Raw genomic sequence first — 15,608 nt, 5'->3', positions numbered from 1 at the left:
GCTTATCCCTTACAGCGATGCAGTGACGGCGTTTTCATCGCCTTTTATCACTTTAACCGCCATCCCTTTTTGAGGATATTCTGGAAGCGACATCACGACTTTTTTAGTATTAAAATCACCTTGGATCAGGAAGTCGCTGCCGTCTTCACGGATAACATTTATTTGCTGTGACACTAAATTGTTGTCTTCATCCAGTGTCCAAAGCATGCTATTGGTTACTAATTCCTGTGGTATTCGGTATACGTCCTGTAGTGTTTTCCCTTTAAATAAAATAGTGCCGTATGCACCAAATTTTATTGCGGCTTTGTCGCTATTAAGGGCGTAAGGGTCGCTTATACGCGCAACGAGATGTGTCATTCGAGTAGCATTATCGATAATGCCTGTGTCGCGATGAATATTGGCTTGAATCTGCGTGCCAGTGCGGTCATCTACAACTAGTGTGGCATTTTTGCCAATAATATCGTCGCCGATGAATGCGCGGTCAAACCCGGCAATAGGAAATGTCACTTCCGCCTGCTCAATATTGTTTATAACTGCTGCAACCGTGCCTTGTAACACATAATCGCCGGTGCTGATATTGCGTGAAACCACCAACGCATCATAGGGCGCTTTGACTTCGCAATTATCTAAATCTCGTCGTGCTATTTTCAATTGCGCTTCTGCCGATTTAACCGCAGCCTTAGCGCTCATAACTTGAGGCTTTCTTAAATAAAGGTCGCTAACGCGGGCGCTAGGCATTGTTTTTGCCTCTCTTGCCGCCACGTCTGCCTGTGCCTCTTCTTGAATCAACGATGCTTTTGCACTTGATAAATTGGCTTCGGCCATCAGCAGTGCTGCCTCATAGCTATCGCGCTCGATTGAAAACAGGGTTTCTCCGCGTCTTACCAAACCGCCACTTACAAACTTAGGGTTCCATGACGAAACCTCGCCAGACACTTGGGCGGCTAAATTGGTTGTTTCAAGTGGAATAATTTCACCATAGGACGAGAGCGTGACAGTAATGTCTTCAGGCAATAATTGCGTAATGGTAACGGTAGGTCTTGTATCAACTTGTTCAGAAATACCGTCGTCTGAAGCTGACGCTTCAATGCCCTTCATCCCGGCATAACTTAGTATTAAGACACCTATCGGCAGTGCAATTCTCATCCATTTCATGTGCAATTCTTTCTTATCAGTCAAACTTGGTTTTATTGTAGCGCTAAACTATTGCAGATGTGCTGCTCAATTGTAACTATTCGTAAGTCAAGATAGTGTAAATTTACGCTGAAGCGCTTCCCGCGCAAACGCAGTTTCTACCTTGATGCTTTGCTGAGTAAAGTGCTTTGTCTGCAATGCTGATTGCGTTTGATAGAGAGGTATCGCCAGTAACTTCGCAAAAACCGAAACTACTGGTAACGTTTAGCGGCACGCCATCGATAACAATAGGGCTATCCGCTAGCGTCTGGCGTAGCGATTCAAGCACTATTAATGCATCTTCTTCTTTTGTTTCTGGGAACACGAATAGAAACTCTTCGCCGCCCCAGCGCGCTACGGCATCGTGCCCTCGAAGTCGGGCAACAAATATATTTGCCACACGTTTTAACACTTCATCACCCAATTCATGACCAAACGTGTCGTTAATAGTCTTGAATTTATCTATATCAGCTATTGCTATGGTGAACGCGGTTTTCGAGCGATGTAAACGGCTTATCTCATTATCTAAAGTAGACTGAATGCCGCGTCTGTTTTTAAGTCGAGTCAGTGGGTCTTGGCTTGCCTGCTTTTCAAATTGCTCGCTAAGATAAAGCGCAGTAACGTAGCTTTGATGGCGACTGTACTCGTAAAAGGCGGATAAAAACGAAACGGTGAGAAACGAGTATAAAAGGCGGGTTTTAAACTCGTATGAATAAGTAACCATGACAAGTGCATCGTTAGGGTAAAACAGCAAGAAAGCGATAATCAGCGTGAACCCCGCCAATGTTACCAACCCGTAAACAAACCCGGCGAAAAACATGGTAACGGGTGGAACAAGATACATCCAAAGGGGCCCAGTTAACGCATTACCCCCAGAAACAACTAAAATGGCGACAAGAAACATTAAGCAGCTAATGAGAAGCGATATAGAGATAAGCCGTGCTCGCTTCGATGCAAACTGTACTTGTACCCGCTGTGAAAGAGCAAAAATAACGCTAGCGGAGAGAAGTGTTGTTGCAAGCGGCATATCCTGCGCGTAAAGCGCTCTTAAACCAAGAATAAAAGTAAGTGACATACCAACCGCTGCAAACAAATTAACGACCATGATTCGTCTATTCGTTTCAGCATCTAGTGATGTACTCGTTCCTTGATTAATATAGCTTTTTATAATGTTATTCATCGAATTAGTTACTAGCTGTTACGTTACTTGAGATATCCGTTACCAGTGTTTGTATGGCTAATCGCATGCTCTCAACACTCGCGGCAAACCCATCGCTTTGAAGTGCTTGTTTAATGTAAAAACGTTTTTCAGTAATCGAAGATACTTCACTAGGATTATTGCTATGTTGCAGCGAATAGGAGCCTCGAAGTACTATGTCACCCTGCCATGTTGCAATAAAGTCATCAACGCGAATCGACAGTTGTACATCGTTTTTGTGCGCTGATACTGGTGGGGACGTCATGTGCATATTCTGCGAATTAAATGCATCTCGCAGTAACTTAGTTAGCCCTTCTTCTACAGGCTCACCCCAAAAATGTTCTGTTGACACGTGGATCCCCGTGTCGCTGGTTTGATAAACCAGCCCAGGTTGTTTCAAATAGTGCGGTAGTTGCAAGTTGTTAAGAACAATAACGGTTTGCGCAATAGCGTTATTTTGAGCGTGTTTTTGATTCGCGCTCATTACTGGCTCATGGGAGACAGTGTGCAATAAATACAAGTTGAGCGACTTATCTGTGCTAGTACAGGCACTTATACCCAATGTACTCATAATAATAAGCGACCAAAACGCAGCGCGGCGCGCTAACCCTGTATGAAAAGTATGATAGTTGCGTTTCATTGTCATCCTTAATCTCTGCGCTGCTTTGCTTTAGGTTGCATATCACTGTCGTTACCGCTGCCAAAAATTAAACTATTTGGCGTTTGATTAAGCTTAAGCAATAACGGTTGCAGGTTTCTCATTGTGTCTTGCATCGCATCTATTGTTTCTTTAATTTCTGCTTGGCTCAAACCGCCTTCGCTGTAGTTCTTTATGAGGTTATCCATACTTAACAGCACTTGGTTGAGGTTGGCGTTCAGTTGCTCTGCGTCTACATCCGCAATAAGCGCGTCAAAATCACTACTAGCCGTTTCAACAGATTGTGCGGCTAATTTCATATCTTCAACCGCTGATTGAACGCCCAACACCATATCATTAAGCGGGAGCTTGTTAATTTTATCCAAGATAGCGTCGGCTTTTTGCGTGATTTGCGTGAATTCATTAGACACAGTGGGAATGACATCAAAGCCGTTTACTACGGTAAGCGTATTTTTGCTATCTGGATTTGCAACATGTTGGAGGTCGACAAATAACCCACCTGTTAACACATTTCCCATGCGCAGTGTGGCGCGAAGATCGTTTTCAAGCCAGTTTCTAAGGGTTTGTTTTATCGCGCGTAAGCCTTCCTGCGTATCTGGCTGTTTCGTTTTACCAGGATAAATTTTAATAAGAACAGGGATGGGGTAGTCACGTTCTAAGATACTCCCTTCCACCGCTGGAAACGGGTTGATAGCGGTAACATTTCCAATTTCGATACCGCGATATTCAACGGGTGCACCTACCGTTAACCCTCTTACGCTTTCATCTATCATAAGCAGGTATTCGGCTGCTAATTTAAATCGCGCATTTGAAGCGGTAGTGACATCCTCATAAATGGCGAACGACGCATTTTCAAGAACTTGCTCACCCGGTGCCACGCCTTCAGGTATTCCGAAGGTAATGCCATTTGCTAGTAACGTTTCTAAGCTACCGGTTTCTACTTTTACGCCGCTTGATTCAAGGACAAATTTAACGCCACTGACATCCCAAAATCGCGTATTTTCAGTGATCAGTTTGTGATATGGCGCTTCTATAAAGGCGTCGTAGTAGATTACACGCTGTTCAATATCGAACACCGCATCTTCGAACTCACCCACCTTGAAACCCTTATAAATTATGGGATCACCAGGTTTGTAAGCAAATTCATCATCGCTTTTTAACGTAACATGAAGGCCTGGCGTACCGGCAGGTGTGACAGGAGGGCGTTCGAGTGCGACAAAATGAAGTTTTCTAGCGCCATCATCATGTGCAGACATCGCAATGTAACTGCCTGAAAGCAATGTATTTAAACCAGATACTTCAGAAAAACTTATGCGTGGTGCCACTACCCACAATTCTGTGTTGGTAGTAAGAAGGTGTGATGCGTTAGCATCAATTCTAGCGGTAACCAATACTCCGTCTAAGTCTGGTTTAAGCGTTATTTTTTTTACCTGACCAATGTCTAAGTCTCTTACCTTAATGGGCGTTTTATTAACTTCAATACCCGTTGCCGAAGGCAATTCAATAGTAATAAGCGGCCCCTGATTTTTCCACTGATAATAAACCATCCAACCACCGACGATAATAACGAGTAGTGGAATAAGCCATATTCGTGACATGGTCGTAGTAGGTTTAACGTGTGCCTCTGTTGTCATGGTAAATGCTTCCACTGCTGCCAAATTAAACGAGAATCAAATGTCATTGCGGCGATCATTGTAAAGAAAACAACCGCACAAAACGCTAACGCTGCTTGCCCGGGATAAATTGATAGGGTATTTCCCATTTGAATAAGGGCGACAAGCACCGCTACCACAAATACGTCTATCATCGACCATCTTCCGATGGCTTCGGTAAGTCGATAATAACGTATTCTTATCTGTGTGGAACCCGATTTCTGATGTTGAACAGAATAGTTTAACCAAGCCAGGATGACTATTTTGGCAACTGGCACTACAACACTTGCGCCTAATATAATTATGGCAACGGGGTAAGAACCCGACTCCCAGAGCGATAATGCTCCGCCGATAATAGTGTTTGGTGTTTTCTGACCAAACATTTGTGTGTGCATGATGGGGAGCACATTAGCAGGGACGTATAAAATAGTCGCAGTAATTAATAGTGCCCATGTGCGCTGAATGCTTTGCGAGGCTTGTTTTTCATCAAGCTTCTTTGGTGCGGGAAGTTTCATGTCGTGCAGCCAAAACGCAAACTGCGTCTTATCATACTGGATCAACGCGCATGTCATAAACGCAGTAAATCCAATAAAGGCGTAAAACGATAAGCCTATTGCCACGTCGGCAAGCTCGGTAATTTTAATCAGGCTGACTAACGTTCCTACTAAGAATATCTCTGCCATACTCCAAGGAAGAAGAACGTTAGTTGCTCGATATATACGCAGCAAAAACGGAGGCCTTTTATTAAAAAGCCGCGCGAATCCAAGCGCGATAAACCCTAACAATACCATTCCGGGAAGCAGAAGGGTGGCTAAGCCAGTAACAATTGCAAGCGACAGGTAGTCATTTTCAATTAATACTGTTAAGCCTTGTGGCAGATCGATGCTGTGTTTTTGTCCGCTTGCCTTAAAGGTTAAAAAATTAAAAGGCAGTGACAGTAGTAAAAAGATTAATGCGCTTATTGAGAATGCGAGTAATCGTTCACTGGCGTTACGACGAAATGTAATAAGTGTATGACCGCACCCCGGACACACTGCTCTTTCCCTATGTTTTAAGGCCGGGAGAGAAACATGCGAGTGGCACTGCTCACATATGATAGTGGTTTTTGAATTATCTATCATATGCATACTAACAGTACATGTTGAGATGGCGTAGTCACACAAGTAAGCCGTTGATTTGCATTGATAACAGAATACCGCATATTATTGTAGTGGAAAAGCAGCTAAATGCTTGATCACAACAATAAGATAAAAAGCATGAAACAACTAGAATACGTACAACGTCGGTTTTCTTTCGCGAAGCGACAGTTACTTCACGCAATATGGCGAAAAATCCCCTCGTATTTACACCGTTGGCGATCATTAAATTTTGCTCAGCGTTGTTATTTTTCTGCAACTTTTCTGTTGATGATTGACGTTTTATTCATTGAATCATCGAATGCGTTATTTCAAGTTGTTATGTTTTCGATGGTTCTTGTTGGGTTATTAAATGAGTTTTGGCCACGTTTCATGTTGGCGTGGGACAGTTTAATTGGCCGGTCGCTGATTTTATTTGCTTACGCGGTGATGGCGAACTTCGCGCTGGCCTCAGCAAGTGGGCTTGTAAATACGGTTACAGGCGTTTCAGCGGTTACCTTACCGTACAGTCATAACTTTGCCATCATTCTTATGCTGCCAAGTTGGTTTTTTGTCACGACGCTTTTTATTCTCGTGTCTTCACAACTACTCATGCCACTTTACTTACTGGTGTTAGTCTTATTAAAGCCTTTTGGGATTCATGGTCTATGGCATGCTCCTGACTACAAATATGTCTTCACAACCGCGCTACTTCGCTATGTATGGACATTCGCTTTGCTCATCAAACTTCTCTCGTTGTCGATGCAAAGTGGTGTTATTGAGTTTTTCAATGAATCGCAAGTAGGCACGCTGTTAGGGTCGGTCATTGAGGTTCAAAATGAGGATAAAGTTCAGGTTGTAGGAGAAGTAGATGTTGATAGTAAACCAAGTGAGCCCGTCATTTCGTCTTCATCCACCGACAGTACCATTGTCGATGCGGTAAAAAATGATACTCAAAATGTTGAAGATGAATTAGAACAAGAAATTAGAGAGGCAATTTTACAAGCCAACGCGAACAGCGAAAAATTTCTGCTAAGGCAACGCAAATTACTCGCGCACTTTATCTATATTTATGAAGCAGACAGTTATTCTCGATGCAACATACCCGACAACAGTCGTGTGGTTGAAATAAATGACTATGAAATACTAACCATTGCTAAAACCGAAGACAACGATTTAGGCTATGTTTATGAAGTCATAGCGTGTAAATCAGCGGCTATTGGGAACACTATTACGCCATAATAGAGCGAAAAGTGAAAATATAAAAAAGCCCGCTAGGAATGCGGGCTTTTTCGTTTTAGCTAGGTATATAACTTAACTACATGTCGTTAGAATGTAGCGCTACCCGGTGTGCGTGGGAACGGAATGACATCACGAACATTTTGCATGCCGGTGACATACGCTACCAATCGCTCAAAACCAAGCCCAAAGCCTGAGTGCGGTACGGTACCGTAGCGGCGCAAATCTCGATACCACGCATAATCTTCTTTCGACAAGCCCATTTCGTCTAAACGTGCATCAAATACATCTAAACGTTCTTCACGCTGAGAGCCACCGATAATTTCGCCAATACCGGGAGCAAGAACGTCCATTGCGGCAACTGTCTTACCATCGTCATTAATACGCATGTAGAACGCTTTAATGTCTTTAGGGTAGTTTTGCATAATGATAGGGGCGCCAACATGCTCTTCAGCAAGATAACGCTCATGTTCAGACGATAAGTCGATACCCCATTCAACTGGGAATTCAAACTCTCTGCCACAATTTTTAAGGATGTCGATAGCATCGGTGTAGTTCATTCTAACAAAGTCAGAACTTACTAACTTCTCTAGGCGCTCAATAGCATCTTTCTTAATTCGCTGTGCAAAGAATGCCATGTCGTCTGGCAGTTCTTCTAGTACGGCTTTACAGACGTACTTCAGCATGTCTTCAGCCAATTGTGCAACGTCACTTAAATCAGCAAAGGCAACTTCAGGTTCAATCATCCAGAATTCGGCTAGATGGCGAGATGTATTGGAGTTTTCAGCACGGAACGTCGGGCCAAAGGTATACACTTTTGACATGGCCGTACAATACGTTTCTACGTTAAGCTGGCCTGATACGGTAAGGTAGGTCTCTTTACCAAAAAAATCTTCGCTGTAATCAACATTACCTTTATCGTCACGAGGGATATTCATCATATCAAGGGTTGATACGCGGAACATTTCGCCTGCGCCTTCTGTATCGCTCGCGGTAAGAATAGGCGTAGAGATCCAGAAGTATCCCTTCTCGTGGAAGAAGCGGTGAATAGCTTGGCTAAGGCAGTTACGAACACGTGTAACAGCACCAATAACGTTAGTACGAGCACGTAAGTGGGCGTGTTCGCGAAGGTATTCAATACTGTGACGTTTTGCCGCCATAGGGTAGGTATCAGGGTTTTCTACCCAGCCAAGAATGTCGACATCGGTAGCATCAAGTTCAAGTGCTTGACCTTGGCCTTGCGATTCTTTTACCGTACCAGTAACCGCTAGTGAGCAGCCTGTAGTTAAACGTTGTATGTCGGCGTAATTTGACAAAGAATTGAGCGCAATTACCTGCACAGGATCGAAGCAGCTTCCATCGTGTAGTGCAATAAAAGACAAGCCTGCTTTTGAGTCGCGGCGTGTTCTTACCCAACCTTTCACAGTTACTGATTCGCCAACGGCGTACTTACCTTTAAGTACGTCAACAACGGGCGCGTGCGTCATGTTTAATTCTCCGTCTTACTGATGGTTTTGATATCTATTCATGAGACTATCAATAACCCCGTGCAATTTGCACCAATAATTTATGCTTGTGGGTGGTTCTTTTGGATTTTGCCGATAAATTGGGCATGTTTTGTAAGCGTTGCCCGAAAATCCTCCACAACAGACAACGTAATATCGATGATATCGTTTTCTTAACGCATGCAAACGGCGTATTGTGGATAGGTGTAGGCGAAATCCAATAGCACGCTAGTATACTCAACCTAATGCTGGATGCCATAGAACAGAGTGACAAATGGGAAATAAATATACATTGCAAGAGCGAGAGGACCGTCGTTCTGTACCGAGAAGTGAAACGGTTTTCTTTAAAATTATGCTAACGCTGAATGTGTTAGGCTGGTCATCACTGGTTGTGGTGTTGGTACTGTTTCATTTTGCCAGACCTGACTTTATCAGCGGCGTACAAGAATATTGGGGTATTCAGGGCCGAGACGCTTGGGTACCTGAATATGTAAGTGCGATGCGCGTTATATTGCAGATATGCTTGTCAGTCAGTTTAGTTAGCATTGTTATGCGTGCACGGCGCTCAAGGCGGCAAGGTGATAATTTAGGCGTTAACCTTATTATACTCATCGTTATTGCGACGATAAGCCTTATCACCTTGCTTACGATGGCGGTTTAAGCAAATGCTACCGTAATTAAATAATAAGTATACAACATATAAACCCCTACGAACGACGCGCCTTCCAGGCGGTTTAGTCGACCTTGTCGTTTAATGCCAATACAGAATATAAATAACGCGACAGTAGACGCTAGCATCACCAGTACATCACGATACAAGAAGTCGGCCTCAATAGTCATTGGTTGGATAGTGCCAGCAATACCTACGACGGCGAGCGTGTTGAACATGTTTGAGCCAATCACGTTACCAAGCGCTAAGTCGTGTTCACCTTTTCTTACTGCGGCAAGTGATGATGCAAGTTCGGGGAGTGACGTACCGATAGCAATAACCGTTAGGCCGATGATGGTATCACTAACGCCAAAGAAAGTAGCAACTTCAACAGCGCCCCATACTAGCATTCGAGAGCTTGCAACAAGCAATAACAAGCCTGCGAGCATCCAAATGACATGGGTCTTTACTGTGCCTTCGCTAGCACTGATTTCATCATTGTATTCTTCAGCAAGGGTATCTTTGTCGCCCTTTACTCCGTGCCATATACTCCACGAGATAAGCAGTACAAATAAACCAAGAAGCGAGAACGCATCATCTTTAGAGACTTCTTGGTCGAGCACTTGCCAACAAGCAAAAAAGGTAATACCTAACAGAACAGGAAGCTCTTTTTTTATGATGTTGCTTTTGACGGCAATAGGACTTATTACCGCGGTCAAGCCAAGGATAAGTAAAATGTTTGCAATGTTAGAGCCATAAGCATTGCCCAACGCAATACCCGAATTACCTTGGATGGCGGCAAAAATAGATACGATAATTTCTGGTGCTGACGTGCCAAACCCAATGATGAGCATGCCGATAAGTAAAGGAGATATACCAAAGTGATTGGCAACTGATGCTGCGCCATCAACAAACTTTCCCGCACTCCATAATAAAACGGGTAACCCAATGGCAATGGCCAAACCGGCTAGTAACATATTTGCTCCTCAATATGATTGCAGTTTTTCATAACGCTGTTTAACAGGTTCGGCAAAGACAAACGCTTTCCCACTTAACGACAATAGCACCTGTTTTCGACGATTTTTACTGCTAAACATTAGTAATGCGCTGCTCAGTAGTATATACCGGAACCACCATAAATAATTAGCTTTATTGGTGGGAAGGGCGTTTTTAATTCATCACAGATAAGAAAATATTGTCTTAAGAATAAAAAAAAGCCGTGCTGAATTTACTATCGTGTTTTGAAGGTTAACGTACACTACAGCAACGGTTACCACGAACGTAATTTGTGACGTACCACACGTATTTTAATTTAAATTTACCAAAGCAGAGACCATGCACAACACCATTATAGTGGCAGACGATGTTAGCCCTTTTATTAATAGCGAACTAACCGTCATCACCTTTGAAAATTACCTTGCTGAATTTCCAAAATTAAATGAAGCCAAAGTTCAGGTGATAAACCTGTGTGACACAACACGCTATTTAAGCGAGGGATATTACTGCTCGTTATTAGCGCAAGCCAGAAGCCATCTGGTTATGCCTACAGTAAGCACCATTAACGACGTACGAGAAGATAAAGCAAATAACCTTGGCCGTATTCCGTTTGCGCTGTCATCTAAGAACGGAGACATTCCGACTGTGCCCTTATTGGTACTTTTTGGTGAAGTAAAAGATCAACGCTTTGCCCGTGTTGCGCGTCAGGCATTTGAAAAATATCCGTGCCCCATTTTGGTATTAACCCTTGCGCTGTCGCCTGCAAGTCAGCCAGCAAAGCCGACTAAAAAAGACGCGGTCACTGGGTTTGCTAGTATCGAATTGCAGGCACTTTCTGCGTTAGACAAGCAACAGCAGCAACAGTGTATTGCGGACTTAGAGCGTTATCAGCAAAAGCAATGGCGCAAGTCAAAACGGGATAAAGGGGCGCGCTGGGATATGGCAATATTGGTTAATCCCGATGAGCCAACACCGCCAAGTAACGATAAAGCCATCAAGAAATTTGTTAAGGCTGCGGAAAAGGTTGGGTTCAGGGCTAATGTAGTGAGCCATTTATCTATAGAAGAATTAGGACAATATGACGCGTTGTTTATCCGTGAGACCACGGCTATTGACCATCACACCTATCGTTTATCTCGCGCTGCGGAGCGCGAAGGTATTGTAGTGATGGACGATACGCAATCTATCTTACGCTGTTGTAATAAGGTGTTTTTGCAGGACGCATTTACTTATCAGAAGATACCGGCCCCGCGCGCGACATTTGTGTCTAGTGCAACTGATGAAATATGCGATTCGCTCATTGCCGAGTTTGGCTTACCGATAGTGCTAAAACTTCCTGAAAGTTCGTTCTCACGGGGTGTGCATAAAGCAGAAAGCAAAGACGCACTTAAAAGCCGATTAGAAGAGATGCTAAAAGCTTCGGCGTTGGTGTTGGTACAAGAATATGTGTTTACTGATTTTGACTGGCGAATTGGAATGCTAGGGGGTAAGCCTATCTATGCCTGTCAGTACTTTATGGCGCGCAATCACTGGCAAATTTATAACCATAATGGCGATAGATTTTCCTCTGGTGGTTTTAACACCATGCCTACGTTTGAAGTACCAAAAGCGGTGCTTCAGGCTGCAACTAAAGCAGCAAAAGTGGTGGGTAATGGGTTATACGGCGTTGATATCAAGCAAGCTGGAAACAAAGTGTATGTTATTGAGGTAAACGACAACCCTAGCATTGATGCGGGTGTTGAAGACAAGTACTTGGGTAAAACCTTATACGAGTTGATCATGCAGGAATTCGCAGACAGATTGGAGCAAAGAGGGCGATGAGTGCAGTAACTGTCGAGCATTGTGACAGGCAGACGCCGATTTATGAAACGCCAAGCATTGTTATTCGAGAAGCAACGCTTAACGATTTAACGACGCTTCAGCATATTGAACAGCGATGTTTTACAAGCGATAGGCTAAGTGCGCGGCGTATTAAGTTTTATATCGAAGCAAAGCATGCCGAGCTTTTTATTGCCTCGTCGATAGATGATAAAGAGGTTTTTGGGTATGGGCTGCTGTTATTGCGCAGAGGAACCCAATTGACTCGCCTCTATTCTCTTGCCGTGTTGCCTGAGGCTCGAGGAAAGGGGGTTGCGCAAACGCTAATCGAAAAACTAGGGGAGCGCGCATTTTCAAGGGGAAAGCGCTATATGCGCCTTGAGGTGTCAGCCGACAATCATGGTGCTATCAACTTATATCGAAAGTTAGGGTTTAAGGATTTTGGCGTATACAGCGATTATTACGAAGACCATTCTGATGCACTGCGTATGCAAAAAGTGTTGGTATCTAAAAATGGCCGTCATGTCGCATCGTATCCTTGGTATCAGCAAACGACAGCGTTCACGTGTGGTCCTTCGGCGCTAATGATGGCGATGCAGTCCCTCGATGACGCTTATGTGATGAAGCAGGAAGAGGAACTGAGTATCTGGCGAATGGCCACGACCATTTTCATGATGGCGGGCCATGGAGGTTGTCATCCTATTGGTCTAGCGCTCGCTGCAAAAGAAAGAGGTTTTAATGCGCACGTTGTGATCAATAATGCCCTGCCGCTATTTACTGATGGCGTAAGAGGTGAGCATAAAAAAAGCGTAGTTAGTTTAGTTGAATCTGAGTTTGCTCTGCAGGCAGAAGCGTCAAATATTCGCGTGGATATTGGCAGTTGGGGAGTGGAGTTGATTGAACAGCAGCTTCTTAAGGGTTGCGCTGTGCTGTGCTTGATAAGTACCTACTCACTTGACAAGAAAAAAGTGCCGCACTGGGTAACCGTGACGGGGTTCGACGAATACTGTTTTTATATTCACGACCCTGATGCGAGTGGCGAAGATATACTGGAATTCCAACACATACCTGTCGCGCGTGAAGATTTCATGCGTTTGGCGAGTTACGGTAAACGTAAATCGAGTGCACTAGTCATTATCGCTGCATTGTAACTACAAATCTATCGTTACAGGGGGTGGAGTTATGCAAGCTCGACACAACCTCGTATTTATCGAGTAGCCGTTACAGCGCCAAGTACGTTCATTAATATACAAGGCGCTGAAACGAACAACGATTGCGCAATAACGAGTGGGCATTAATGTCGCAATGCCTTGTTGCTCACCGCATCATTTAACTCAGTGAGGCGGTCTATGATTTGCGTTAACTCTTTTGTACTACCATCGAAGGCGACATGCTTGCGCATACGTTCGCCTTTTACGGCCTGGTTATAAAGTGCTTCTACCTCAAAGCATTCCGTGCGTGCGCTTAGATGTTGCCATTCTGTTTGAAGCGTTTTGGGAATACTGTGGCGTTTTGCACTTAATTTGTCTTTAATTTGCAACACTTGCCCTATTAGTAACTGCTCGTTATTTCGCATTGTTGTTCACCTTTCTTCTTAACTTTATGTAAAGTAACGTTTTTATTTTATATTAAAAACAAATTTCGCTGCTTCACTTTACCTAATGTTTTATAGGTAGCAGATATAGTGCCAATAATGATGACACTACGTTGCGCAAAGAAACGCTTTAGTGATAAGCGTAAGGGCGGCGGGCTTTTTTTCTTAGGCGACAGTAACAAAAATGCGGCGTCCAAAGCAGCATGTTCACTATCAGCGCGAGAACTAGGCTAAATACAACGGCCGAGGGCGACAATGGAATTGATGGTTTGAAATTGTCTACGACACGAGAGAGTGTTTCAAAATGGGCGGGCGTGAGTAGATAGTACACTTTTTCGAAATAGTGCCCGTGCTTAAGTGTTCTCACTCCTTCTTCTAAGCGCAATAACGTGACGAATGCGGCTTCTTTGCGCAATGCATCATCGCGCACGACGGGAGCGTCGTTTGTCTTTAACTCGTCTAGCATATCACTAACCGACGCATACCCATGGGTATTGGCCAGTTCTGCGGTTGCTTTAGTTTCAGCAAGTGTAGCGTCATAGTAACCACTGAGATATTGCAGGTAGTGGTCCGACAAAATTGGGATCTGCAACGCCAACAAAAAAAGTGCGGCAAACAAAAGTTTGTCTATTATGCGAATAACCATGCTGTTGCCTCACTCTCTTAATGTTGCTTCAGTTAATCATAGCGCTATTGCTGCAAATACGAAAAGATAGCGTGAGTTAACCTAGATAACTGGGTTGGCGTAATTATGTAAGGCGGCATGATATACACTAGTTTCCCGAACGGCCTTATCCATACCCCTGCTTTAACAAAATGGCGTTGTATTGCCGCAACGTCGACCGGACTGATAGTCTCAACGACGCCAATAGCGCCTAATACCCGAACATCAGCAACTTGAGGTAGTGCGGCGCACGGTGCTAATTCAATACGTAATTGCTTTTCGATATTCGCGACTTGCGTTTGCCAATGGTTTTCATTGATCAACGCAAGGCTTGCGCCAGCCACGGCACATGCAAGAGGGTTCCCCATGTAGGTCGGCCCATGCATAAATACACCGGGCGAACCCTGGCACACGCCTAGCGCAACATCTTCTGTGCATAGCGTTGCAGCCATGGTCATGTAACCGCCAGTTAATGCCTTTCCTAGACAAAGAATGTCTGGTGAAATGCCGGCGTGTTCGCATGCAAACAGTTTTCCTGTTCGGCCAAACCCTGTTGCAATTTCATCGCAAATTAACAGTACATCATAGGTATCACATAGTTGGCGGCAGCGTTTTAAATATTCAGGATGGTACATCCGCATCCCACCAGCGCCCTGTACAATCGGTTCAAGTATCAGCGCTGCGATATCGTGATGGTGCTTCTCAAACAATTCTTCAAGAGGGAGAATGTCGTCTTCACTAAAGGTGTGGTCAAACCGGGTTTGAGGGGCTGGGGCAAACAATTGCTTACTCAACACATTTTCAAACAAGCTGTGCATACCATTTACCGGGTCGCACACCGACATTGCTGCAAATGTATCACCATGATAGCCATTTCGAGGCGCGACAATACGAGACTTTTCTGCGCGTCCCTGACACGCCCAATATTGAATAGCCATTTTAATTGCGACTTCAACAGAGACCGACCCTGAATCCGCAAGAAATACCCGTTCAAGCCCTGCCGGAACCATATCAAGTAACGTTCGGCAAAGGTCGATAGCGGGCTGATGCGTGATACCTCCAAACATAACGTGCGAAAACGCGTCAATTTGGTGATGGGCCGCGGCATTTATTTTTGGGTGGTTATAACCGTGGATGGCGGCCCACCAACTCGACATGCCGTCGACAAGCACTTCTCCAGTAGCCAAAGTGAGTTCCGCGCCTTTAGCACCCGTGACCTCGTAGCAAGGTAGTGGGTTAACCGAAGATGTATATGGGTGCCAAATATGCTGTTTATCGAATTCTATATTGTTCAAAATTTAACCGTTAGTAAATCTTTTTAAATGGTCAGAGTTGACAACTTTGCTT

General features: G+C 44.1%; 14 protein-coding genes. 4 read left to right on the top strand and 10 right to left on the bottom strand.

Translation table 11 applies throughout. From position 1 onward, the window contains the following. Positions 1-9: 9 nt before the first annotated feature. The 5 genes from AC27EZ_RS00150 to AC27EZ_RS00130 form a co-directional block, all read right to left on the bottom strand. Positions 10-1,155 (bottom strand): efflux RND transporter periplasmic adaptor subunit, encoded by a 1,146-nt coding sequence (locus AC27EZ_RS00150; RefSeq protein WP_487133389.1) that lies wholly within the window; start codon positions 1,153-1,155, stop codon positions 10-12. A 103-nt stretch (positions 1,156-1,258) separates the two neighbouring features. Next, positions 1,259-2,353 carry a GGDEF domain-containing protein gene (locus AC27EZ_RS00145; protein WP_487133388.1) on the bottom strand — a complete coding sequence of 365 codons (1,095 nt, stop codon included), beginning with the start codon at positions 2,351-2,353 and terminating at the stop codon, positions 1,259-1,261. A 4-nt stretch (positions 2,354-2,357) separates the two neighbouring features. Continuing rightward, positions 2,358-3,011, bottom strand: a complete 654-nt coding sequence (locus AC27EZ_RS00140) for a PqiC family protein (protein ID WP_487133387.1) — start codon at positions 3,009-3,011, stop codon at positions 2,358-2,360. A gap of 8 nt (positions 3,012-3,019) precedes the next feature. Beyond that, a complete protein-coding gene (gene pqiB / locus AC27EZ_RS00135; RefSeq protein ID WP_487133386.1) occupies positions 3,020-4,663 on the bottom strand; it encodes an intermembrane transport protein PqiB in 1,644 nt (547 codons plus the stop codon). Further along, positions 4,660-5,715: a paraquat-inducible protein A gene (locus tag AC27EZ_RS00130; RefSeq protein ID WP_487133385.1), complete on the bottom strand. Its 1,056-nt coding sequence runs from the start codon at positions 5,713-5,715 to the stop codon at positions 4,660-4,662. The genes pqiB and AC27EZ_RS00130 overlap by 4 nt, the downstream gene beginning before the upstream one ends. A gap of 222 nt (positions 5,716-5,937) precedes the next feature. On the opposite strand from AC27EZ_RS00130, the gene AC27EZ_RS00125 reads away from it, so the two are divergent. Continuing rightward, positions 5,938-7,038, top strand: a complete 1,101-nt coding sequence (locus AC27EZ_RS00125) for a hypothetical protein (protein ID WP_487133384.1) — start codon at positions 5,938-5,940, stop codon at positions 7,036-7,038. A gap of 86 nt (positions 7,039-7,124) precedes the next feature. Here AC27EZ_RS00125 and asnS read toward each other — a convergent pair whose 3' ends face one another. After that, positions 7,125-8,522 (bottom strand): asparagine--tRNA ligase, encoded by a 1,398-nt coding sequence (asnS, locus tag AC27EZ_RS00120; protein WP_487133383.1) that lies wholly within the window; start codon positions 8,520-8,522, stop codon positions 7,125-7,127. A gap of 292 nt (positions 8,523-8,814) precedes the next feature. Between asnS and AC27EZ_RS00115 the strand changes: the two genes are divergently transcribed. Next, positions 8,815-9,201: a hypothetical protein gene (locus AC27EZ_RS00115; RefSeq protein WP_487133382.1), complete on the top strand. Its 387-nt coding sequence runs from the start codon at positions 8,815-8,817 to the stop codon at positions 9,199-9,201. Here the strand turns inward: AC27EZ_RS00115 and AC27EZ_RS00110 are convergent. Beyond that, positions 9,198-10,166 carry a calcium/sodium antiporter gene (locus tag AC27EZ_RS00110; protein WP_487133381.1) on the bottom strand — a complete coding sequence of 323 codons (969 nt, stop codon included), beginning with the start codon at positions 10,164-10,166 and terminating at the stop codon, positions 9,198-9,200. The genes AC27EZ_RS00115 and AC27EZ_RS00110 overlap by 4 nt on opposite strands. A 358-nt stretch (positions 10,167-10,524) precedes the next feature. Between AC27EZ_RS00110 and AC27EZ_RS00105 the strand changes: the two genes are divergently transcribed. Further along, positions 10,525-12,006 (top strand): RimK family protein, encoded by a 1,482-nt coding sequence (locus AC27EZ_RS00105; RefSeq protein ID WP_487133380.1) that lies wholly within the window; start codon positions 10,525-10,527, stop codon positions 12,004-12,006. Then, a complete protein-coding gene (locus tag AC27EZ_RS00100) occupies positions 12,003-13,154 on the top strand; it encodes a GNAT family N-acetyltransferase/peptidase C39 family protein (RefSeq protein ID WP_487133379.1) in 1,152 nt (383 codons plus the stop codon). Before AC27EZ_RS00105 ends, AC27EZ_RS00100 begins: the two co-directional genes overlap by 4 nt. A 143-nt stretch (positions 13,155-13,297) precedes the next feature. Here the strand turns inward: AC27EZ_RS00100 and AC27EZ_RS00095 are convergent, their stop codons facing one another. From AC27EZ_RS00095 to bioA, 3 genes are all read right to left on the bottom strand, one after another. Next, positions 13,298-13,579: a hypothetical protein gene (locus AC27EZ_RS00095; RefSeq protein ID WP_487133378.1), complete on the bottom strand. Its 282-nt coding sequence runs from the start codon at positions 13,577-13,579 to the stop codon at positions 13,298-13,300. A gap of 148 nt (positions 13,580-13,727) precedes the next feature. After that, positions 13,728-14,243, bottom strand: a complete 516-nt coding sequence (locus AC27EZ_RS00090) for a DUF2937 family protein (RefSeq protein ID WP_487133377.1) — start codon at positions 14,241-14,243, stop codon at positions 13,728-13,730. 44 nt (positions 14,244-14,287) lie between these two features. Continuing rightward, the gene (gene bioA / locus AC27EZ_RS00085) at positions 14,288-15,556 is read right to left on the bottom strand and encodes an adenosylmethionine--8-amino-7-oxononanoate transaminase (RefSeq protein WP_487133376.1); all 1,269 of its coding nucleotides are present in this window, start codon (positions 15,554-15,556) and stop codon (positions 14,288-14,290) included. Positions 15,557-15,608 lie beyond the last annotated feature (52 nt).

It is taken from the genome of Alteromonas sp. 4NH20-0056 (assembly GCF_057539655.1).
Note: the sequence above shows the minus strand (reverse complement) of the source record. Positions and strands in the feature narration are given on the sequence as shown.

What these genes read in the sequence shown, in the direction of transcription:
- AC27EZ_RS00150 (WP_487133389.1), bottom strand. Translation starts at nt 1,155, where the DNA reads ATGAAATGGATGAGAATTGCACTGCCGATAGGTGTCTTAATACTAAGT.
- AC27EZ_RS00145 (WP_487133388.1), bottom strand. Translation starts at nt 2,353, where the DNA reads ATGAATAACATTATAAAAAGCTATATTAATCAAGGAACGAGTACATCA.
- AC27EZ_RS00140 (WP_487133387.1), bottom strand. Translation starts at nt 3,011, where the DNA reads ATGAAACGCAACTATCATACTTTTCATACAGGGTTAGCGCGCCGCGCT.
- pqiB (WP_487133386.1), bottom strand. Translation starts at nt 4,663, where the DNA reads ATGACAACAGAGGCACACGTTAAACCTACTACGACCATGTCACGAATA.
- AC27EZ_RS00125 (WP_487133384.1), top strand. Translation starts at nt 5,938, where the DNA reads ATGAAACAACTAGAATACGTACAACGTCGGTTTTCTTTCGCGAAGCGA.
- asnS (WP_487133383.1), bottom strand. Translation starts at nt 8,522, where the DNA reads ATGACGCACGCGCCCGTTGTTGACGTACTTAAAGGTAAGTACGCCGTT.
- AC27EZ_RS00115 (WP_487133382.1), top strand. Translation starts at nt 8,815, where the DNA reads ATGGGAAATAAATATACATTGCAAGAGCGAGAGGACCGTCGTTCTGTA.
- AC27EZ_RS00110 (WP_487133381.1), bottom strand. Translation starts at nt 10,166, where the DNA reads ATGTTACTAGCCGGTTTGGCCATTGCCATTGGGTTACCCGTTTTATTA.
- AC27EZ_RS00105 (WP_487133380.1), top strand. Translation starts at nt 10,525, where the DNA reads ATGCACAACACCATTATAGTGGCAGACGATGTTAGCCCTTTTATTAAT.
- AC27EZ_RS00100 (WP_487133379.1), top strand. Translation starts at nt 12,003, where the DNA reads ATGAGTGCAGTAACTGTCGAGCATTGTGACAGGCAGACGCCGATTTAT.
- AC27EZ_RS00095 (WP_487133378.1), bottom strand. Translation starts at nt 13,579, where the DNA reads ATGCGAAATAACGAGCAGTTACTAATAGGGCAAGTGTTGCAAATTAAA.
- AC27EZ_RS00090 (WP_487133377.1), bottom strand. Translation starts at nt 14,243, where the DNA reads ATGGTTATTCGCATAATAGACAAACTTTTGTTTGCCGCACTTTTTTTG.